A 21323-nucleotide genomic window follows, 5' to 3' on the forward strand; every position below is an offset into this window, starting at 1 on the left:
GAGCGTCCGCACCTGTCTTTGAAATACAAAACGCCCGATGCGGTGCATCGGGCGTTAGGGTGAAACAGGTGTAAACCTATTTCAGGACTAGACACGCATTTACCGCATCAAGCCACATCCACCAACACAATCTCACTGTCCTCAATCGCCGTTACGCGCAGCACCTGCTCATTGGCAATTGCAACACCGTCTCGAGCTTGTGCACGCAAACCATTGACTTCAATGACTCCAGTGGCTGGAACCAGATAAGCACGACGGCCGCTGTCCAGGTGATGCTCCGCGGATTCTCCGGCCTTCAGGTTAGCCGCCACCAGACGCGCATCAGCGCGAATGTGCAGGCTTTGATCGTCGCCGGCCTTGCCGCTGGCCAGGGTCACGAAACCTTCGCGCTCGCCTTTGGGGAACGGCTTGGCACCCCACGACGGGGCCGAACCGGCTTCGTTGGGGATGATCCAGATCTGAAAGATCCGGGTCTCGGTCGCTTCCAGGTTGTACTCACTGTGAGCGATCCCGGTGCCGGCGCTCATGACCTGAACGTCGCCCGCTTCGGTGCGGCCTTTGTTGCCGAGGTTGTCCTGGTGGGTAATCGCGCCTTCACGAACGTAGGTGATGATTTCCATGTCCCGGTGCGGGTGTTGCGGGAACCCGGTGCCGGGGGCAATCACATCGTCGTTCCATACCCGCAGGTTGCCCCAGTTCATGCGTTTGGGGTCGTGGTACTCGGCGAACGAAAAGTGGTGATGGGCATCCAACCAGCCATGGTGCGCGCCACCCAGCGAGTTGAAAGGTCTGAGTTCAAGCATGATCGTCTCCTGAAAAGGTTCGTCATGGGGCAGAACGCCTGAGCCACAAACGAGAACCGGTGGTTGATGGCGAGCATCATCTATCAGGCAATCATCGATAAAAAGCGTAAAAAATGCCTCAATACAATCGAATTAGTTGATATCAAATAACCTCGAAACATTCTCATCCAGCCTTCACTTCATCGCATAAGCCAATGACCTGTAAGCATTTCACTAGAACTCAGCGGCAAATGCAGACACCATAGCCCTCAACAGCCTCACACCCTGGAGTCCGTCCGCGTGCCGCAACACACCCCCGATCTTCCTCCCGAACTTCGCCCTTTGGCTGAGATGCCTTTGTTCAAGCGCCTGGCCGCCCGGTTCTTTGGCCACGGCCTTACCCGGTTGCGCGCGCAACACCGTGCATCCTGGCTCCACGGGCAAGCCGACGGTTTTCGCAGCGGCCACAGCGCCGGGGTGGATTACGGCTATAAGGAAGGCAAACTCGAGGGGCTGGAGGAAGGTCGGCAGGTTCTGTTGATTCGCGACTCACGCTCAACCGAACATCGACCGCCCAACGTCGATGACAATCTGTTTGACGATTGGCGGCTGCCATTGAGTGCAGAGCTGAAGAAGCGCATGAAGGCCGACGTGGCGCGGCTGTTGCCCGCGCATGCCCAGCCGAGCGCTGCCCAGTGGAAGATGATTTTCAGCGACACACCGTCGACCTCGGTGATCGCCGGGGCGGGCGCGGGCAAATCGACCACCCTGGTGTTGCGAATTCTGCTGCTCAGCCATTACCTGGGGTTTGAATTGAGCTCGATGACCGTGGTGACCTTTACCCGCGAATCGCGCAAGGACTTCATCAACAAACTGATCGAATTGTTTGCAGTCTGGGGCCGGGGAATCAGCCTTAAGGAAGCGCGCGATCTGGTGCGTACGTTCCACTCACGCATCCTGCCGATGGTCCGCAGCTTGCCAGGTTTCGAGCGGCTGCAAGCCTTCGAAAACCTCAGTCACCGCGTGCAAGGCGGCGATGAGGAGGTCGACAGCAACCCCTTCGACCTGCGCATCAACGATGCCCAGCGTCAGCAACTCAACGCCTGCTATCACAGCCTGCACACCCGCGATGAGCGTTTCCGCGAATTGATCAAGCCTTTGTCTCGTCATGCCTTGCAGCTCAAGGAGCTGGAGCGTGATCACCCGGACGTGCAGAAACGCATGGCGGTGACTGAACTCGCCGCCAAGCGCGATGAAGAACTGTGCGACACAATCGAAGACCTATGGTTTCGCGCCGGCGCCTGGCCGATCAAGGGCATCGAACCGAATCGTCAGACCTTCGACATCAACGGCTCAACCTTTCATTGCCACGGCTACATTCCGACGCTCGACGCCTGGGTGGTGCTGGGTTTCGATCCCCGGGAAAATCCCCAGGTCAGCCGTCCGAATGCCAAGCTTTCAGTGCGCGCAGAGTGGGCTGTAAAGCGCACCCTGTTTCAAGCTTTCTGTCGTAAGCCTTTGATATGGCTGGATAGTTATGAGTCTTCAAAGCGTGTTTTGGCATCCCTTGGCGCAGACGCCAGCGCCGGGCCGGGCTTCGATTACAAGGTCAAGGGCGAGCTCGGCTCCGCGCCGTTGCTGGACTGTTTTGTCGCGGCGGCCGGGTTTATTGAAAACCTCGGCCTGGATGTGCCGAATGCTGTGGGCCAGATGAGTTTCGCCAAGGATGACCCGGACCGATTCTTCTTCGAGGCCCTGAGCCTGTTCTGGCGGGCGCTGGAAGATCATCTGCTGGATCAATCGCCGCCGGTGATGACCTACAACCGGATGTTCGCCTTGTTCAGTGAACATTCACCGGAGAATCTCAAGCTGCTGAGCGATGAGCTGCTCAGGCCAATGTCGCACTTGATGATCGACGAATTTCAGGACGTGTCACCGCAGATCGTTTCGTGGATTCGCGCCAGCCTGGCGGAGATCCGCAGTCGCGGACCGGCCATGCATGTGGGGCGCGGCGCGCAACGTTCGTCATTGCTTTGTGTCGGTGATGACTGGCAGTCCATCTATGGCTGGCGCGGCAGTTCGCCGACTTACTTCATGGAGTTCAACAAGGAATTCCCGTCGCCGAGCACGACCAAAGTGATGCTCAGTGACAACTACCGTAGCCATCAGCACATCATCGACGCGGCGGAGCATATTGTCCGCGCGGCACCAGCGATTGCCGGCAAGAAGGCCAAGGCCAGCGGTGAGCCCAAGGCGCTGCTGCCGGTGAATGTTCTCGACCGGGATGACCAGGGCATGGCCCAGCGCCTGATCGAGCACTATAGAAAGGGTGATTCAATCTTGATGCTTTATCGAAAAAGCAGCGATAAGTCATTGATTGAAGAGCATATTCAGTCTGTAGTTAATGTAGGTTCTAGCTTGCCATACGACGCTCGACGGCTCAAACAACTGACCTATCACAGCGCCAAGGGTCTGCAGGCTGATGCGGTATTCCTGCTGGGCGATTGTCAGCACCTGACCAGTTCACCCTACAAGAATCAGGTCTATCGCATGGCCGGACTCGGCAAGGCCGGCGACAGCGAAGCTTACGACAGTGCACAGAAAGACGAGATCCTGCGACTGGCCTACGTGGGCATCACCCGGGCCGTGAGCCATTGCTACTGGTATGTCGATGGCCAGGATACCTCGGCTGCGAATATGCCCAAGGCCTCCGACCGGATCGGCAAGGGCAAGGCGTTCTTTGTCGATCATCGTCAGGGGAAAGTGCCGGCCTGACTTTCAAGAGAGTCTTGAGCAGAAAACCTGTGGCGAGGGAGCTTGCTCCCGCTTGAGTGCGCAGCACTCATAAAAAATCGGCAATGGTTCTCAGATTTTTGGGGCCGCTACGCAGCCCAACGCGAGCAAGCTCGCTCGCCACAGGGATGCTACCGACTGGCTGCGAAAAGTTGCGGGGGGCGCAATCCCGGCCTATGGTCCAAAGCGAGGCTTTGCTTGCGACTGGCGCGCAATGATTCGCCGCAGGTCGCTGTCCATCCAGTGCGGATACATGCAGCGAGGTGACGACATGCCGAATGACTCCCGTCCCGCCGTGCTCGAACTGATCGGCAATACGCCGCTGGTGCGTATCAGCCGCTTCGATACCGGCCCGTGCACACTGTTTCTCAAACTCGAATCACAGAACCCCGGCGGTTCGATCAAGGACCGCATCGGCCTGGCGATGATCGACACCGCCGAGCGCGATGGTCGCCTGCGCCCCGGAGGCACCATCGTCGAGGCCACCGCCGGCAACACCGGCCTGGGCCTGGCCCTGGTCGGCCGGGCCAAGGGTTATCGGGTGGTGTTGGTGGTGCCGGACAAGATGTCCACCGAGAAGGTTCTGCACCTCAAGGCCATGGGCGCCGAGGTGCACATCACCCGTTCCGATGTCGGCAAAGGTCATCCCGATTATTACCAGGACGTCGCTGCGCGGTTGGCGCAGGACATTCCCGACGCCTTCTTCGCCGATCAATTCAACAACCCGGCCAACCCGCTGGCCCACGAGTGCAGCACCGCGCCGGAGATCTGGGCGCAGACCCAGCATGATGTGGATGCCATCGTCGTCGGTGTCGGTTCGGCCGGCACGCTGACCGGACTGACCCGTTTCTTTCAGCGCGTACAACCGAACCTGGAAATGGTGCTGGCCGATCCGGTCGGCTCGGTGATGGCCGAATACAGTCGCAGCGGCACCCTTGGTACGCCCGGTTCCTGGGCGGTGGAGGGCATTGGCGAAGACTTCATTCCATCGATTGCCGACCTGTCCAGCGTGCGTAAGGCTTACTCGATCAGCGACGAAGAAAGCTTCGATCATGCCCGCCAACTGCTGCGCGCAGAAGGCATTCTCGGCGGCTCTTCGACCGGTACATTGCTCGCTGCGGCACTGCGTTACTGCCGCGAACAAACCGAGCCGAAGCGGGTGGTCAGTTTCGTCTGCGACACCGGCACCCGTTACCTGTCGAAGGTCTATAACGACCAGTGGATGAACGACCAAGGGCTGCTTGCGCGCAAACGCTATGGTGACTTGCGTGACCTGATCGCGCGGCGCTTCGAGGATGGCCGGGTGGTTAGCGTGGGGCCGGACGACACCTTGCTCACGGCGTTCCAGCGCATGCGCCTGGCGGATGTATCGCAACTGCCGGTGCTGGTGGATGGGCAGCGGCTGGTCGGGGTCATCGACGAGTCCGACATTCTGTTTGGCGTGCACGAAGACGCTACGCACTTTCGCATGACCGTGACCAGCGCGATGACCGACAAGCTCGAAACCCTGCCTCCCGGCGCCAGTCTTGCTGAGCTGGAGGCGGTGCTCGATCGTGGGTTGGTGGCGATCATCGCCGACACTTCGGGCTTCCACGGCCTGATTACTCGCGTCGACATGCTCAATCACTTGCGGAGATCCCTCGCATGAGTCAGCACGATGAAACCGCCGCGCCACGCGGATTTGCCACCCGTGTGATCCATGCCGGACAAACACCGGACCCTTCCACCGGGGCGCTGATGCCGCCGATCTACGCCAACTCCACCTATCTGCAACAGAGCCCCGGTGTGCATAAGGGTTTCGATTACGGGCGTTCGCACAACCCGACGCGCTTTGCGTTGGAGCGTTGCGTGGCGGACCTCGAGGGCGGTACTCGGGCCTTCGCCTTCGCTTCCGGGCTGGCGGCGATCGCCAACGTGCTCGAACTGCTCGACGTCGGCGCCCATATCGTCTCCGGCAATGACCTGTACGGCGGTACATTCCGGCTGTTCGACAAGGTGCGACGGCGCAGTGCCGGGCATCGTTTCAGTTTTGTTGATCTGACTGATCTGGCGGCCTTCGAAGCGGCGCTGCAGGACGACACGCGGATGGTCTGGGTCGAGACGCCGAGCAATCCTTTACTGAGCCTCACGGATCTCGACGCCGTCGCGCGTATCTGTCGTCAGCGAGGCATCATCTGTGTGGCCGACAATACCTTCGCCAGCCCGTGGATACAGCGGCCGTTGGAGTTGGGTTTCGACATCGTGCTGCACTCGACGACCAAGTACCTGAACGGTCACTCCGACGTGATCGGCGGCATCGCGGTAGTCGGGCAAAACGCAGAGCTGGCCGAGCGGCTGGGTTTTCTGCAGAACGCGGTGGGGGCTATCGCCGGGCCGTTCGACGCTTTTCTCACATTACGCGGTGTGAAGACCCTGGCGCTGCGCATGGAACGCCACTGCAGCAACGCGCTGGAGCTGGCGCAATGGCTGCAGCGTCAGCCGCAGGTGGCGCGCGTTTACTATCCAGGCCTACCATCACACCCGCAGCACGAACTGGCGCGACGGCAGATGCGTGGATTCGGCGGCATGATTTCCCTCGACCTGAACAGTGACCTGGCGGGTGCCAAGCGTTTCCTTGAGAGTGTGCGAATTTTCGCCCTGGCTGAGAGCCTGGGCGGGGTGGAAAGCCTGATCGAGCACCCGGCGATCATGACCCATGCCAGCATCCCCGTCGAAACCCGGGCACAACTCGGCATCGGCGATGCGCTGGTGCGTTTGTCAGTGGGGGTTGAGGATGTCGAAGACCTGCGTGCCGATCTGGCTCAGGCGCTGATGCGGATCGGTTAAACGCAATAAATGTGGGAGCGGGCTGGTGTGGCGAGGGGGCTTGCCCCCGTTGGGACGCGTAGCGGCCCCAAAAAAAACCACCACGTATCTTCAGGTAAAACGCATCAACCGGTTTTGCGACTGCTTCGCAGCCGAACGGGGGCAAGCCCCCTCGCCACAGGCAAGCTCTCTAGCCACAGGCCGCTCCCACAGGTTTTGTGGCGCGCTGGTCGTCAGGCATAACTCCTGAGGGCCTCCGGCGGAATGAACGCCTCCAGCTCATCTTCCACAGCTTCAATGATTCGTTCTACATCCGCCGCATTCATGACCGTTGCGCAAGGAATGCCGGCAATGGCGATCATGGTTTCGCCACTGGCGCGGTCGAACAGCCGCGCAACCATACTGCCCGGCGCATCCATGGTCGCTTCGAAACCCATGGGATGAAAATGCCAGCGCATCAGCTGGCAGGCATTTGGAAAAGTGACTTTGCTGAAGGAACCTTTATTCATGTGTTGCCCACCTTAATCATCGAGCGCTTCCTTTAGCTCATGTCAGGAGGGAAGAACCTTCAATGGCTCAACCGGTGACTGTCTTTAAAAGTAGCATCCGGATGTGAAAGTCATGTGGATTTTTTCAGTCCGTTTAGCGATTGGTTCATTTTTTTTTGACGCAGATCATGAGACACCGATTTTGTGGCGAAAGGCCAATATTACCGGGGCATTCCACGGGGCCATTGAAGCCTGGCGAGAACTTCGGCAAGCTCGGTTTTTTCTCATTGAGTCCTTTATGCACGCCGATGATGATGCTCCGTTGCAAACCCAGGCCACGGGCGAGACGGTCATGCGTTACCACCGGCGCTGGAAACACCGGGATCTGGACGGCGTCATGGCGCTTTATCACCCGGACGTTCAGTACAACGATTTTTTCCAGAATCGCATGATGGGGCTGGATGAATTGCGCGAGTATGTGCGCGACAGCATGCCCCGCGATCCGGATGAAGCCCTGGAGCATTCAGACCGTATTCGTCTGGACGACGACACGGCGTTCATTCAGTACCGCATCACCCTTCGCGGCGGCGAGGGGCTGGTGTCGTTTCGTACCAGCGAGGCGATTACCGTACGTGACGGGCTGATCTGGCGGGTCAATGAATACGCCACGCTCGTGCATGAGCAAGCGACCGACAAGGCCGCGCGCAACCTGCGCCCGGCGGTCAGTCGACTCGGGCTGTCACCGCGGCAGCTGAGTTTCATGGCCGATGATTTGCAGCAGTACTTCCAGCGCCAGCAACCTTATCTGGATCCTGAACTCGACCTGCAGCGGGTGGCGAAGGAGTGCGGGTACAGCCGCAATCAGATTTCTTACCTGCTGAATCAGGTGCTCGGGCAAAGCTTCTACCGTTACGTCAATCAGGCGCGGCTGCAGCATTTGCTTGCGGCACTGGACGCCGCCACGCCGCCACTGCGCATCGACGAACTGGCCTTCGCGGCTGGCTTCAATTCGTTATCGGCGTTTTACAGCTGTTTTCGTCGACACACCGGCCTGTCGCCCAAGGCTTACGCCAAACAAATTTCTTTGCGTGCACGCGCGCAAGACAATCCCTGAGCCCGCGCACTAGGATCGACGCCATCGAAGTTTTCAGTGGTGGAGTCTTGCATGCAGGCCTGGCGCACGATCAGTTTATGGATGGATCAACTCGACGAGCCATTGCTGGCACGCCCGGCACTGGAACAAGATCTGGACGTCGACGTGGCCATCATTGGCGCCGGGTACACCGGGCTCTGGACCGCGTATTACCTCAAGCGCCTGGCACCGGAGCTGGACATTGCCATCGTCGAAGCCCAAACCGCCGGTTTTGGTGCTTCGGGCCGTAACGGCGGTTGGCTGATGGGCAACCTGCTGGGCGAAGATCGCTTACTCGCCGATTTACCGGCCGAACAGCGCCGCGCCTCTTTCGAACTGCTGCACGGTATCCCTGATGAAGTAGCGATCGTTCTCGAACGAGAAGGCATCGACTGCGATTATCGCAAAGGCGGGGTGCTTTACTGTGCTGCGCGTTATCCAGAGCAGGAAGCCAGCCTGCGTCATTATCTGGACACGCTGTACCACCAAGGACTGACCGACAGCGACTATCGCTGGCTCAGTCCCGGGCAATTGGCGCAACAGATCAGAATTGCCAAGCCTTATGGCGGTATCTATGCACCGCACGTAGCGACCATTCACCCGGCAAAGTTGGTCCGAGGTCTGGCGCGGACGGTGGGGCGCATGGGGGTCAACATCTATGAGAACAGCCCGGTCATTCAATGGCAGTCAGGCAGTTTGCGTACGGCCAAGGCTCAGGTTCGCAGCCGCTGGATCGTGCCGGCGGTAGAAGGGAATGCGGCCACATTGCCACCGTTGGACCGTTATCAGTTGCCGGTCCAGAGTTTGCTGGTGGCGACCGAACCACTGTCCGCCGCGACCTGGGACGAAATCGGCCTCAGCCACGGTCAGGCCTTTAGTGAAAGCAGTCGCCAAGTCACCTATGGCCAGCGCACGGCGGATAACCGCTTGGTGTTCGGTGCCCGTGGAGGCTATCAATTTGCAGGCAAGTTGCGCCATGACTTCGACCTGACCGCCAGCGAAATAGAGTTGCGGCGCTACCTGTTCAGCGAACTTTTTCCGCAGCTCAAGAACGTCCGAATTACCCATGCCTGGGGCGGCAACCTGGGTATGGCCCGGCGCTTCAAGCCGCACATGCTCTGCGATCAGGCCAGCGGCATCGCCTTGTCCGGCGGTTATGGCGGGGAGGGCGTCGGTGCCAGCAACCTCGGCGGGCGGACGCTGGCCGACCTGATTCTTCAGCGCGACTCCGATTTGATCCGCCAGCCGTGGGTCATTCGTCAGGGTGGTCTCGACGCGCTCAAAGCCTGGGAGCCCGAGCCCTGCCGTTGGTTGGGCTACAACGCGATCATCCGCAGCTTCGTCCACGAAGACCAGACCCTGGCCAACCCGACTACCGCGCCCTGGCGTCGCAAACTGGCCAGCCGGGTCGCGGGGTTCATGGAAGGTTTCATGCACTGAACGGCATTTTTCTCAATCGACAGGTACTCCCCCCATGCCAATCACTCACTTCAAGAACACCGCAACCCTGACACTGGAAGAGTCGACTCCGGTAGCCGTGCCATTGGGCGCGCCAGTGGCGGTGGCCTCGACCACCAGCGTCGAACGCGACGATGGTGTCGAAACCGGCGTCTGGGAATGCACGCCCGGCCGCTGGCGCCGGCAGATCGTTGCCCAGGAATTCTGTCACTTCATTCAGGGCCGCTGCACCTTCACTCCGGACGACGGTGAAACCCTCTACATAGAAGCCGGCGATGCACTGATGTTGCCAGCCAACAGCCTCGGCATCTGGGACATCCAGGAAACCGTGCGCAAGACCTACGTTTTGATTTTTTGATCTTCTGATTGCCTGCCAACAACAACTCATACAGGAATCGCCCCATGATCCGAAAGACACTGACGCTTGCTCCACTGGCGCTCGTCGCGACCTTCAGCCAGGCCGCCGAGACCGTGAAAATCTACAACTGGTCGGACTACATCGCCCCGGACACCACCAAGAACTTCCAGAAAGAAACCGGCATCGCCTTCAGTTACGACGTCTTCGACAGCAACGAAACCCTTGATGGCAAGTTGATGACCGGCACATCCGGGTATGACGTGGTGTTCCCGTCCAACCACTTCATGGCCCGACAGATTGAGGGTGGGGCCCTGAAAAAACTCGACAAGAGTCAGTTGCCCAACTGGAAAAACCTCAACCCGGTGTTGCTCAAGACGTTGCAGGCCAATGACCCGGGCAACGAGCATGGCTTCCCGTATTTGTGGGGCAGCACCGGCATTGGCTACAACGTAGCCAAGGTCAAGGCAGTGTTGGGCGACAACGCACCGGTGGACTCCTGGGACCTGATCTTCAAACCCGAGAACATGGCAAAGCTGCAAAAGTGCGGCGTCGCCATTCTCGACAACGGCCCCGAACTGTTGCCGGCGGCGCTGAACTACCTGGGGCTGCCGCATCACAGCAAGAACCCCGAGGACTATAAAAAGGCAGAAGCGCTGCTGATGAAAGTCCGGCCCTATGTCAGCTATTTCCACTCGTCCAAATACACCAGCGACCTGGCCAACGGTGACATCTGCGTGGCCGTCGGTTTCTCTGGCGACATTATCCAGGCGGAAAACCGCGCCAAGGAAGCCAGGAATGGTGTCGACATTGGCTATTCAATCCCCAAGGAAGGCGCCGCCATCTGGTTTGACATGGTCGCCATGCCCGCCGACGCCCCGGACGAGAAGGCCGGCTACGCCTTCATGAACTACCTGCTGCGTCCCGATGTCATGGCTGGCATCAGCAACTACGTGCACTACGCCAACGGCAACGAACAGGCCGACAGCCTGATCGACCCGGCCATCAAGAGCGACACCAAGGTTTATCCGAGCCCGGAAATGATGGGCAAATTGTTTGCGCTGGAGGCGATGCCGTTGAACATTGACCGGGTGCGGACGCGGGTGTGGAACAAGATTCGTACGGGTAGCTGAGTCGATTTCTCGCGTGGTCACGGAGCTCTGTCCCTGGCCACTGCTACAACTAACTGAGTGTTTAATTTGCTTGATAGCAATACACTGGCACTTATATTAATAAGTCCGAAAAAATGCGAACTCATCTACAGAAAAACAACTTACCCATATTTAATATTTAAATAGCAAATTGTCGGACAATCCGGCTAAAACCTTCAACTACAAACTATATTTCGACAGCGCACGCATTGTTTACTGGAGTTCGCCGGAATCACTCAATTTGACGTCAAAAAAAATGTAGACGTTTGATTTCGAATTGTGTCAGTTTTTATACGCCTTCATTGGGCGAGTGATAGGACGATCTCGCCAGAGATTGTCGTATCGGACAAAAACTGTTCCATTGCTAAACAAGGAAGTGTGTTTATGTCGAAAGTAAAAGACAACGCTATTGATCTTGCCGAACAGGCCTTTGCGCCATTGCAAGCGCTGGCTGCACCCAGTTCCGCCTACAACCAGATCGATAGTTTCAGCCATCAGTATGATCGGGGTGGCAATCTCACGGTCAATGGCAAACCCTCCTTCTCCGTCGACGAGGCTGCTACCCAGCTGCTGCGTGACGGCGCTGCCTACCAGGACAAGGACGGCAGCGGCAAAATCGAACTCACCTACACGTTCCTGACCTCGGCCTCATCGAGCACCATGAACAAGCACGGCATCACCGGGTTCAGTCAGTTCAGCGCGCAACAGAAAGCACAGGCCGCACTCGCCATGCAATCCTGGGCCGACGTGGCCAATGTCACCTTCACCGAGAAGTCCTCCGGCGGTGACGGTCACATGACGTTCGGAAACTACAGTGGTGGTCAGGATGGCGCGGCAGCATTCGCCTACTTGCCAGGCACCGGTGCAGGTTATGACGGTACTTCGTGGTATCTGACGGGCAGTGGCTATAACGTCAACAAGACGCCAGATCTGAACAACTACGGCCGTCAGACCCTGACCCACGAAATCGGTCACTCTCTGGGCCTGGCTCACCCTGGCGACTACAACGCTGGTGAAGGCGCACCGACCTACAATGACGCGACCTACGGCGAAGACACCCGCGGTTACAGCGTCATGAGTTACTGGAGCGAGAGCAATACCGACCAGAACTTCAGCAAGGGCGGTGTGGAAGCCTATGCGTCCGGCCCGCTGATGGACGATATCGCCGCCATCCAGAAACTCTACGGTGCCAACACCACCACCCGTACCGGTGATACCACCTACGGCTTCAACTCCAACGCCGGTCGCGACTTCCTGAGCGCGTCTTCGTCGTCGGACAAAGTCGTGTTCTCGGTCTGGGATGCGGGCGGCAAGGACACCCTGGATTTCTCCGGTTTTACCCAAAACCAGAAGATCAACCTCAATGAAGCCTCGTTCTCCGATGTTGGCGGCATGGTGGGCAACGTGTCCATTGCCAAGGGTGTCACCGTCGAGAACGCGATTGGCGGTTCGGGTAGCGACCTGCTGATCGGTAACAGCGTGGCCAACGAGTTGAAGGGCGGTGCCGGCAACGACATCCTCTTCGGCGCGGGCGGTTCGGACAAACTGTGGGGTGGTTCGGGTTCGGACACCTTTGTGTTCGCGGCCAGCAGCGACTCCAAGCCAGGTGCCGTCGACCAGATCCTCGACTTTGTCAGTGGCCTGGACAAGATCGACCTGACCGGCATCACCAAAGGCGCGGGCCTGCATTTCGTGAACTCGTTCACTGGTGCGGCAGGCGATGCAGTGTTGACCACTTCGGGCGGTAACAGCCTGTTGTCGGTGGACTTCTCCGGGCACGGAGTGGCTGACTTCCTGGTCAGCACCGTTGGCCAGGCGGCGTTCTCGGACATCGTGGCCTGATTCAAGGCAAAAAGGAGGGCGGCGCTTGAGGCGCCGCTCTCTGTCCCTTGAACGGTAAGTGTTATGAGTAAGGCTACAACCCAGAGTAAAACGCCCTATGATCCAGAACGCTTTTACTTACAAAGCAACCGCGTGGCTGTTGGCGACGCTGATGATGTTTCTTGGAGAGGTAGCCATGGCAAGCAGTCTGAAATTAGCCGACCCGTCGGAACTCGCCGGGAAATGGCAGGCCACCTTGAATACCGCGCAAGACTCCCCCGAGTCCCAGGCACTGCAGGACAAACCGTCGAATGTTTGCACGATCGAGTTCAATTTGAACCAGACCCTGGGCGAGGGGGCCGACTGCCTCGGCGCCTGGCTGAACGATTCGGCGATTGGCTGGTTCCCGGAACCGGATGGCATTGCCGTGACCGGTAAAGAAGGCTCAAGAATTGTGTTTTTCAGCCGACAGCGTGAGGGGCTTTATAAAAGCACCTTGAAGTCAGGTCTGATCATTACGCTCGAGCGCACTGCGCCTTAAGTGAAAAATGTCGGACAGGCACCAGGCGCTGAATATAAAGCTTGTTATTGCCGTTATAAGCAGCCGATCAATAACAGGAATTCTTTGAAGAACCCAAAGAGTTGTTATTAGTGTGTAAGCGATAACCGGCAAAAAGAATGTCTCGGCCATGTGCGGACAGTTAATTGGAACCTCGTCAAGTAAGGCGAGGATTAATACCTCAGGAAAAACCAATGAAGATGGCGAAGAGCCCGGCCACCGCACCGTTATTCAAGGCACTGGGCGACTATAAGAGCATCCTGATCAGCGTCGGGTGTTTTACCGCACTGATTAACGTGCTGATGTTGGTCCCATCGATTTATATGCTGCAGGTCTATGACCGGGTACTGTCTTCGCAAAACGAAACCACCTTGGCAATGTTGTCGTTGATGGTGGTCGGGTTCTTCGCTTTTATCGGTTTGCTGGAGATCATGCGCAGCTTCATTGTTATCCGTATCGGCAGCCAACTGGAGCGCCGCTTCAACCTGCGGGTGTATCAAGCCTCTTTCGAGCGCAACCTGTTCAAGGGCGAGGGCAACGCGGGGCAATCCCTGGGCGACTTGACCCATATTCGCCAATTCGTCACCGGCCCGGCGCTGTTTGCCTTCTTCGACGCACCGTGGTTTCCGGTGTATCTGTTTGTGATCTTTCTGTTCAACGTCTGGCTCGGCGTATTGGCCACCGCGGGCGCGGTACTGCTGATCGGGCTGGCCTGCCTCAACGAGGCCATGACCAAAAAGCCTTTGGGCGAAGCCGCGGGGTTTTCCCAAAGATCCAGCCAACTGGCCACCAGTCACCTGCATAACGCCGAAACCATTCAGGCCATGGGCATGCTCGGTGTCTTGCGCAAGCGCTGGTTCCAGGTGCACTCGCGTTTTCTCGGCTTGCAGAATCAGGCCAGTGACACCGGCGCGGTTATTAGCTCCCTGAGCAAAACCCTGCGCCTGTGCCTGCAATCCCTGGTGCTGGGGCTGGGCGCCTTGCTGGTGATTCAGGGTGACATGACCGCCGGGATGATGATCGCCGGTTCCATCTTGATGGGCCGGGTACTGAGCCCCATCGATCAGTTGATCGCTGTATGGAAACAGTGGAGCGGCGCAAAACTCGCTTACCGCCGTCTCGACGCCTTGCTGCAAGCCTACCCGCCGACTGACGAGGCCATGGCGCTGCCGGCGCCGAAAGGCCAGATCACCTTCGAGCAAGTCAGCGCCGGCCCGCCGGGGCAACGGGCAGCGACCTTGCACATGGTCAATTTCAACCTGGGCGCCGGGGAAGTGCTGGGCGTGCTCGGGGCTTCCGGCTCGGGTAAATCGACCCTGGCCCGAGTGCTGGTCGGCGTCTGGCCGACGCTCGGCGGCACGGTGCGGCTCGATGGCGCGGACATTCATCGCTGGAACCGCGACGACCTCGGCCCTTACATCGGTTATCTGCCCCAGGACATCGAACTGTTCAGCGGCAGCATCGCCGAAAACATCGCCCGATTCCGTGAGGCGGATCCGCAAAAAGTCGTCGAAGCCGCGCAACAGGCTGGTGTTCATGAACTGATCCTGCGCATGCCGCAAGGCTACGACACCGTGCTTGGCGAGGACGGCAGCGGTTTGTCCGGCGGCCAGAAACAACGTGTGGCCCTGGCTCGAGCGCTGTATGGCCACCCGAGCCTGGTGGTGCTGGATGAACCGAACTCCAACCTCGACACCGTCGGCGAAGCGGCATTGGCCGGCGCTATCGCGCAAATGAAAGCCCGGGGCACCAGCGTGATTCTGGTTACCCATCGCTCTTCGGCCCTGGCCCAGGCCGACAAATTGCTGGTGCTCAACGAAGGTCGCTTGCAGGCCTTCGGCCCAAGCCAGGAAGTGCTCAAGGCGCTGTCCGGCGCTCAGGAGCAGCAACGTGAAAAACCTGCACAGGCACCGGGCGGGCTCAGCATGAGCCGGCAGTATCAGCCCACGACAAGGAATTCGGGTGTATGAGCAGCACACGCATGAACGACGACAGCGAAGCGACGATGGAACACGACTACATCGCCGAACGCCCTGAGCGCGACGCGCGTTTCTTCGCCCGCATGGGCTGGATTCTGGCGATTGTCGGTGCTGGCAGTTTCTTCACGTGGGCGAGCCTCGCGCCGCTCGATCAAGGCATTCCGGTGCAGGGGACCGTGGTGGTCTCGGGCAAGCGAAAAGCCGTGCAATCGATGAGCAGCGGCGTGGTCAGCCAGATTCTGGTGCGCGAAGGGCAGGTGGTGAAGCAGGGCCAGCCGCTGTTCCGCCTCGACCAGACCCAGGTCGCGGCCGACGTGCAATCGCTGCAAGCGCAATACCGCATGGCGTGGGCCAGCCTGGCACGCTGGCAGAGTGAACGGGACAACCTCAAACAGGTGAATTTCCCTGCCGAGCTGAGCAACGATCCTGACCCGCGCCTGGCCCTGGTGCTTGAAGGCCAACGGCAATTGTTCAGCAGCCGTCGCGAAGCGTTTTCCCGCGAGCAAGCCGCCCTGCGCGCCAATATCGAAGGCGCCAGCGCGCAACTGGCCGGCATGCGCCGCGCACGCACCGACCTGACGGCCCAGGCCAGTTCCCTGCAACAACAGTTGAGCAATCTTCAGCCCTTGGCGGACAACGGCTACATCCCGCGCAACCGCTTGATGGATTACCAGCGTCAGTTGTCGCAAGTGCAGCAACAGCTGGCAGAAAACACCGGTGAAAGCGGCCGGGTGGAGCAGGGCATCCTTGAATCCCGGCTGAAACTGCAACAGCACAGCGAGGAATACCAGAAGGAAGTCCGCAGCCAACTGGCTGACGCCCAACTCAAAAGCGTGACCCTGGAAGAGCAACTGACTTCCGCCGGCTTCGACCTGCAACACAGCGAAATCATCGCCACCGCCGACGGCATCGCCGTCAATCTTGGGGTTCATACCGAAGGCGCGGTGGTACGTCAGGGCGACACGCTGCTGGAGATCGTCCCGCAAGGTACCCGCCTGGAAGTGGAAGGGCACTTGCCGATTAACCTGATCGACAAGGTCGGCACGCACTTGCCGGTGGACATTCTGTTCACCGCGTTCAACCAGAGCCGCACCCCGCGAGTCCCCGGCGAAGTCAGCCTGATCTCCGCCGACCAGATGGTCGATGAAAAAACCGGTGTGCCGTACTACGTGCTGCGCAGCAGCGTCAGTGATCAGGCCATGGAAAAACTCAACGGTCTGGTGATCAAGCCGGGCATGCCGGCAGAAATGTTCGTGCGTACCGGTGAACGTTCACTCCTCAACTATTTGTTCAAACCGCTGCTCGACCGGGCAGGCTCCGCGTTGACCGAGGAATAAGGATGTTCGGCTGTATGAATAAGTTTTCCCTGCTCGCAGCGACCCTGGCGTTGCTGACGTGCAACAGCGCGATGGCCCTGGGGCCGTTCGACATTTATGAGCAAGCGTTACGCAATGATCCGGTGTTTCTCGGCGCCATCAAGGAGCGCGATGCAGGCCTTGAAAACCGCGCCATCGGCCGCGCAGGCCTGCTGCCGAGGCTGGGTTACAACTACAACAAGGGGCGTAACACCTCCAAGGTCACTCAGATTAATGAGGGGAGACCAGACTTCACCGAGGACCGCAACTACAGCAGTTACGGCTCGACCTTGACCCTGCAACAGCCGCTGCTCGATTACGAGGCTTATGCGGCGTACCGCAAAGGCGTGGCGCAATCGCTGTTCGCTGACGAAAACTTCCGCGGCAAGAGCCAGGAACTGCTGGTTCGCGTGCTGGAGAATTACACCAAGGCGCTGTTCGCTCAGGACCAGATCGACATTGCGCGGGCCAAGAAAAAAGCCTTCGAGCAGCAGTTTCAGCAGAACGAGCAGATGTTCCGCCAAGGCGAGGGCACGCGCACCGATATCCTCGAAGCCGAGTCACGTTATGAACTGGCGACCGCCGAGGAAATCGAGGCGCGTGACGAACAGGATGCGGCCCTGCGCGAGCTGGGCGCACTGATTGGCGTGCCGGCCATCGACATTGCCGACCTGACGCCACTGGATCAGAACTTCCAGACCTTCACCCTGCAACCGGCCAACTACGACACCTGGCACGAGATGGCGGTGGCCAATAACCCAAACCTGGCCTCCCAGCGTCAGGCGGTGGAAGTGGCGCGCTACGAAGTGGAACGCAACCGCGCCGGCCACCTGCCAAAAGTCAGCGCCTACGCCTCGGTGCGCCAGAACGAATCGGAAAGCGGCAACACCTACAACCAGCGCTACGACACCAACACCATTGGCATTGAAGTCAATGTGCCGCTGTATGCCGGTGGCGGGGTTTCGGCCTCGACCCGGCAGGCCAGCCGCACCATGGAACAGGCCGAATACGAACTGGATGGCAAGACCCGGGAAACCTTGATCCAGCTGCGCCGCCAGTTCAGCGCCTGCCTGTCGGGGGTTAATAAATTGCGGGCTTATCAGAAGGCGTTGACGTCGGCGGAAGCGCTGGTGATCTCGACCAAACAAAGCATTTTGGGCGGCGAACGGGTCAACCTCGATGCGCTGAATGCCGAACAACAACTGTTTACCACCCGCCGGGATCTGGCCCAGGCGCGCTACGACTATTTGATGGCCTGGACCAAATTGCACTACTACGCCGGAACCTTGAGCGACCAGGACCTGGCCAAGGTGGATGAGGCCTTCGGCCAAGGCCGGCCAACGAAGACCCAATAACCCCTGTGGCGAGGGGGCTTGCCCCCGTTCGGCTGCGAAGCAGTCGCAAGTTCGGCAAATGCGACATGTCTGTTGAATCACCGATTCCGGTTTTGGGACGGCTTCGCCGTCCAACGGGGGCAAGCCCCCTCGCCACAGGGCACCGGGACACAGTATTTGAGTTAGCAATGAAACACCGCCCCTGAACCGGGGGACTACAACTCTAAAAACGCCAAGAAAGCGAGATGTCATGCACATGGACGTACAGATCAAGCCGATGTCGGTCGGCACGCTATTGCTCCTGATTTCATCAGTACCAGGCCCAGCCCAGGCGCTTTATCTGGAAACCGGCAAACCCGGCGACGCAGCCAGTTGGCGCTCGACAGAGTTCCAGCGCGATTGGGGCCTGGCGCGCATGCAGGCCGATCAAGCCTATGCCGCCGGCATCACCGGCAAGGGCGTGAAAATCGGCGCGCTGGATTCCGGGTTCGATTCCAGCCATCCCGAATTTGCCGCAGACCGTTATCACGCGGTGACGGCCAGCGGCAGCTATGTCGACGGCTCAGCATTTAACGTCGACGGTACGCTCAATACAAACAACGACTCCCACGGCACCCACGTCACCGGCACCATGGGCGCTTCCCGGGATGGCACCGGCATGCACGGCGTGGCGTACAACGCGCAAATCTACGTCGGCAACACCAACAAGAACGACAGTTTCCTGTTTGGCCCCAACCCCGACCCGCGCTACTTCACTGCGGTCTATAACGCCCTGGCGGATGCTGGCGTACGCGCGATCAACAACAGCTGGGGCAGTCAGCCGCCGGACGTCAGCTACCGAACCCTCGACGACCTGCACGCTGCCTACGCCCAGCACTGGAACAAAGGCACCTGGCTCGACGCCGCCGCCGACGTTTCGCGGCGTGGCGTGATCAACGTGTTCAGCGCCGGCAACAGCGGCTACCCGAATGCCAGCGTGCGTTCGGCCTTGCCGTACTTTCAGCCGGACCTGGAAGGCCACTGGCTGGCGGTGTCGGGGCTGGATCAAAGCAATCGGCAGAAATACAACCAGTGCGGGATCGCCAAATATTGGTGTATCACAACGCCGGGCGCGAAGGTCGACAGCACCATTCCCGGTGGCGGTTACGCGATCAAATCCGGCACCTCCATGGCCGCGCCGCATGCCACCGGCGCATTGGCGCTGGTGATGGAACGCTATCCGTACATGAACAACCAGCAGGCGCTGGAGGTGCTGCTGACCACCGCGACCCAGCTCGACGGCTCGATCACCGAGGCACCGAGTACGCACATCGGTTGGGGCGTGGCCAACCTCGAACGGGCGATGCGCGGGCCGGGGCAATTGCTCGGGTCGTTCGACGCCAATCTGGGGGCCGGGCAAAGCGATGTCTGGAGTCATGACATCACGGACAAGGCGCTGATTCAGCGCCAGGCCGAAGACGCCGCCGAACGCAGCGCCTGGCAACAGGAATTGCTGGACAAAGGCTGGCAGAGCGGTGTGCCGGTCGGTGCCAGTCAGCAGGATCAGACCGACTACGCGGTGGGCATGGCTCGTGATTCCGCCGCCGCCAACCGAGTCTACGAAGGCAGCCTGATCAAGTCCGGTGCCGGGCGGTTGATGCTGACCGGTGACAACACTTATCGCGGCCCGACCACGGTCAACGGCGGTTTGCTGGCGGTGAACGGCTCGCTGACGTCGGCGGTGACCGTCAATGACAGCGGCACTCTCGGCGGTAACGGACGGATCGCTGCCTTGACCGCCAATGCCGGTGGCACCGTGGCACCCGGTAACTCCATCGGTACGTTGCAAGTCAGCGGCGATGTGATGTTTGCACCGGGTTCGACTTATGCCATCGAACTGTCACCCACCAGCAGCGACCAGATTATTGCCGGCGGTACGGCCACGATCAGTGGCGCCACCGTGAGCCTGTCCCTGGAAAACAGCCCGACCTTGCTCAGCACCCAACAAGTGCAAAGCCTGCTGGGCCATCAGTACAACATCCTGCAAGCGGCGGGCGGCATTCAAGGCCAGTTCGGCGCGGTGCTGCCCAACTACGTGTTCATCGGCGGCAGCCTCGATTACGCCGCGACTGGCATTCAGTTGAGCGTTGAGCGTAACGCCACAACCTTCGCCAGCGTCGGGCAAACGCCGAATCAGCGTAATGTCGCGGCCGCTGTTGAAGGGCTTGGCGCGGGTAACGCCGTCTACGAAAGCCTATTGCTGTCGCCGACCGCCAGTTCAGCGCAACAGGCCTTCCAGCAGTTGTCGGGGGAAATCTACCCGGCGCTGGGCTCGGTGTTGATCAATGACAGCCGTTATCTGCGTGATGCGGTCGGTGAGCGTCTCAACGAAGCCAACGGTTCCCGAAGCAACGGCTGGATCAAAGCACTGGGCGCCTGGGGCAAGACCGATGGCAGCCACGACACCGCCGGCTACACCACGTCGATTGGCGGTTTGCTGGCCGGTGTCGATGGCGCAGTGGATGACGAAACCCGTGTCGGCCTGGTCGCCGGTTACAGCGATAGCTCGGTCAGCATGGGCTCTGGAACTCATTCATCAGCGCAGGTCGACAGTTATCACCTGGGCGCCTATGCCGGCCACGAACTGGGCGCCTGGCGTCTGAGTGCCGGGGGGGCCTACAGCTGGCATCGGGCCGACCTCAAACGTGACCTGCAATACGGCGACGTCACTGCCAAACAGAAAACCAAGGTCGACGCCGGGACCACCCAGGTGTTCGGCGAAGCGGCCTATCGCTTGAACCTGCAAGCACTGGCCTTGGAGCCATTCGCCAATCTGGCTTACGTGCACCTCGACACCGAGGGCTTCACCGAAAAAGGTGACGCCGCCGCGCTCAAAAGCAGTGGCGACCGGCGTGACGCGGTACTCAGCACCCTGGGCGTACGCGCACTGAAAACAGTAACGCTGTCCGGTCAGCAACAACTGGACCTGAGCGGCAGCCTCGGTTGGCAGCACAACCTGAGCAACACCGACTCCGAGGAACACCTGGCGTTCGCCAGCGGTGGCACTCCGTTCGTGGTGGAAAGCTCGCCACTGGTTCGCGATGCGGCGCTGGTGGGCGCCCATGCCAGCCTGGCCTTGAGCCGGGATGTTCGGTTGAACCTTGATTACACCGGCCAACTGGCCAGCCGCGAGAAGAGCCACGGCGTCGGGCTGAGTCTCAATTGGCAGTTTTAACGGCAGCGAAGGGATTGCCCTCATGCCTAGTCAAGGTGCGCAAACCTGTGGGAGCGAGCCTGCTCGCGATGACGGCGGAACATTCAGCATCAATATT

Annotated in this window: 15 protein-coding genes; 13 read left to right on the top strand and 2 right to left on the bottom strand. The window is 59.6% G+C overall.

The window, feature by feature from the left end:
• Positions 1–107: 107 nt before the first annotated feature.
• A complete protein-coding gene (locus tag ACQKPC_RS07105) occupies positions 108–803 on the bottom strand; it encodes a pirin family protein (protein WP_427623843.1) in 696 nt (231 codons plus the stop codon).
• Positions 804–1082: 279 nt separating this feature from the next.
• Here ACQKPC_RS07105 and ACQKPC_RS07110 point away from each other — a divergent pair, with 279 nt between their 5' ends.
• The 3 genes from ACQKPC_RS07110 to ACQKPC_RS07120 all read left to right on the top strand — a co-directional run bounded on the left by ACQKPC_RS07110 (position 1083) and on the right by ACQKPC_RS07120 (position 6401).
• Positions 1083–3557 (top strand): UvrD-helicase domain-containing protein, encoded by a 2475-nt coding sequence (locus tag ACQKPC_RS07110; protein ID WP_427623845.1) that lies wholly within the window; start codon positions 1083–1085, stop codon positions 3555–3557.
• A gap of 289 nt (positions 3558–3846) precedes the next feature.
• Positions 3847–5223, top strand: coding sequence for a pyridoxal-phosphate dependent enzyme (locus ACQKPC_RS07115; RefSeq protein ID WP_427623846.1), 1377 nt, complete (start codon positions 3847–3849; stop codon positions 5221–5223).
• Positions 5220–6401: a cystathionine gamma-synthase gene (locus tag ACQKPC_RS07120; RefSeq protein ID WP_427623847.1), complete on the top strand. Its 1182-nt coding sequence runs from the start codon at positions 5220–5222 to the stop codon at positions 6399–6401. The genes ACQKPC_RS07115 and ACQKPC_RS07120 overlap by 4 nt, the downstream gene beginning before the upstream one ends.
• 212 nt (positions 6402–6613) lie before the next feature.
• Here ACQKPC_RS07120 and ACQKPC_RS07125 read toward each other — a convergent pair whose 3' ends face one another.
• The gene (locus ACQKPC_RS07125) at positions 6614–6889 is read right to left on the bottom strand and encodes a DUF1652 domain-containing protein (protein ID WP_007896200.1); all 276 of its coding nucleotides are present in this window, start codon (positions 6887–6889) and stop codon (positions 6614–6616) included.
• A 277-nt stretch (positions 6890–7166) separates the two neighbouring features.
• On the opposite strand from ACQKPC_RS07125, the gene ACQKPC_RS07130 reads away from it, so the two are divergent.
• The 10 genes from ACQKPC_RS07130 (at position 7167) to ACQKPC_RS07175 (ending at position 21226) form a co-directional block, all read left to right on the top strand.
• Positions 7167–7982 carry a helix-turn-helix domain-containing protein gene (locus ACQKPC_RS07130; protein WP_427623848.1) on the top strand — a complete coding sequence of 272 codons (816 nt, stop codon included), beginning with the start codon at positions 7167–7169 and terminating at the stop codon, positions 7980–7982.
• Between the two features lie 51 nt (positions 7983–8033).
• Positions 8034–9440 carry an NAD(P)/FAD-dependent oxidoreductase gene (locus ACQKPC_RS07135; RefSeq protein ID WP_427623849.1) on the top strand — a complete coding sequence of 469 codons (1407 nt, stop codon included), beginning with the start codon at positions 8034–8036 and terminating at the stop codon, positions 9438–9440.
• Positions 9441–9474: 34 nt separating this feature from the next.
• Positions 9475–9816 carry a cupin domain-containing protein gene (locus ACQKPC_RS07140; protein WP_427623850.1) on the top strand — a complete coding sequence of 114 codons (342 nt, stop codon included), beginning with the start codon at positions 9475–9477 and terminating at the stop codon, positions 9814–9816.
• A gap of 44 nt (positions 9817–9860) precedes the next feature.
• Complete coding sequence (locus ACQKPC_RS07145; RefSeq protein ID WP_427623851.1) at positions 9861–10946, top strand: polyamine ABC transporter substrate-binding protein; 1086 nt, start codon at positions 9861–9863, stop codon at positions 10944–10946.
• 402 nt (positions 10947–11348) lie between these two features.
• The gene (locus ACQKPC_RS07150; protein ID WP_427623852.1) at positions 11349–12806 is read left to right on the top strand and encodes a serralysin family metalloprotease; all 1458 of its coding nucleotides are present in this window, start codon (positions 11349–11351) and stop codon (positions 12804–12806) included.
• Between the two features lie 97 nt (positions 12807–12903).
• A complete protein-coding gene (locus tag ACQKPC_RS07155) occupies positions 12904–13326 on the top strand; it encodes an AprI/Inh family metalloprotease inhibitor (RefSeq protein WP_427623853.1) in 423 nt (140 codons plus the stop codon).
• Positions 13327–13538: 212 nt separating this feature from the next.
• Positions 13539–15314 carry a type I secretion system permease/ATPase gene (locus tag ACQKPC_RS07160; RefSeq protein WP_427623854.1) on the top strand — a complete coding sequence of 592 codons (1776 nt, stop codon included), beginning with the start codon at positions 13539–13541 and terminating at the stop codon, positions 15312–15314.
• Positions 15311–16660 (top strand): HlyD family type I secretion periplasmic adaptor subunit, encoded by a 1350-nt coding sequence (locus ACQKPC_RS07165; RefSeq protein WP_007902362.1) that lies wholly within the window; start codon positions 15311–15313, stop codon positions 16658–16660. The genes ACQKPC_RS07160 and ACQKPC_RS07165 overlap by 4 nt, the downstream gene beginning before the upstream one ends.
• Positions 16661–16662: 2 nt before the next feature.
• Entirely contained in the window at positions 16663–18033 is a 1371-nt protein-coding gene (locus ACQKPC_RS07170) for a TolC family outer membrane protein (RefSeq protein ID WP_427623855.1), read from the top strand.
• A 235-nt stretch (positions 18034–18268) separates the two neighbouring features.
• A complete protein-coding gene (locus tag ACQKPC_RS07175; RefSeq protein ID WP_427624005.1) occupies positions 18269–21226 on the top strand; it encodes an autotransporter domain-containing protein in 2958 nt (985 codons plus the stop codon).
• The last annotated feature ends 97 nt before the right edge of the window (positions 21227–21323 follow it).

Origin of the sequence: Pseudomonas sp. NPDC089918 (assembly GCF_050280605.1) — a bacterium.
In the GTDB taxonomy this organism is placed as follows: domain Bacteria; phylum Pseudomonadota; class Gammaproteobacteria; order Pseudomonadales; family Pseudomonadaceae; genus Aquipseudomonas.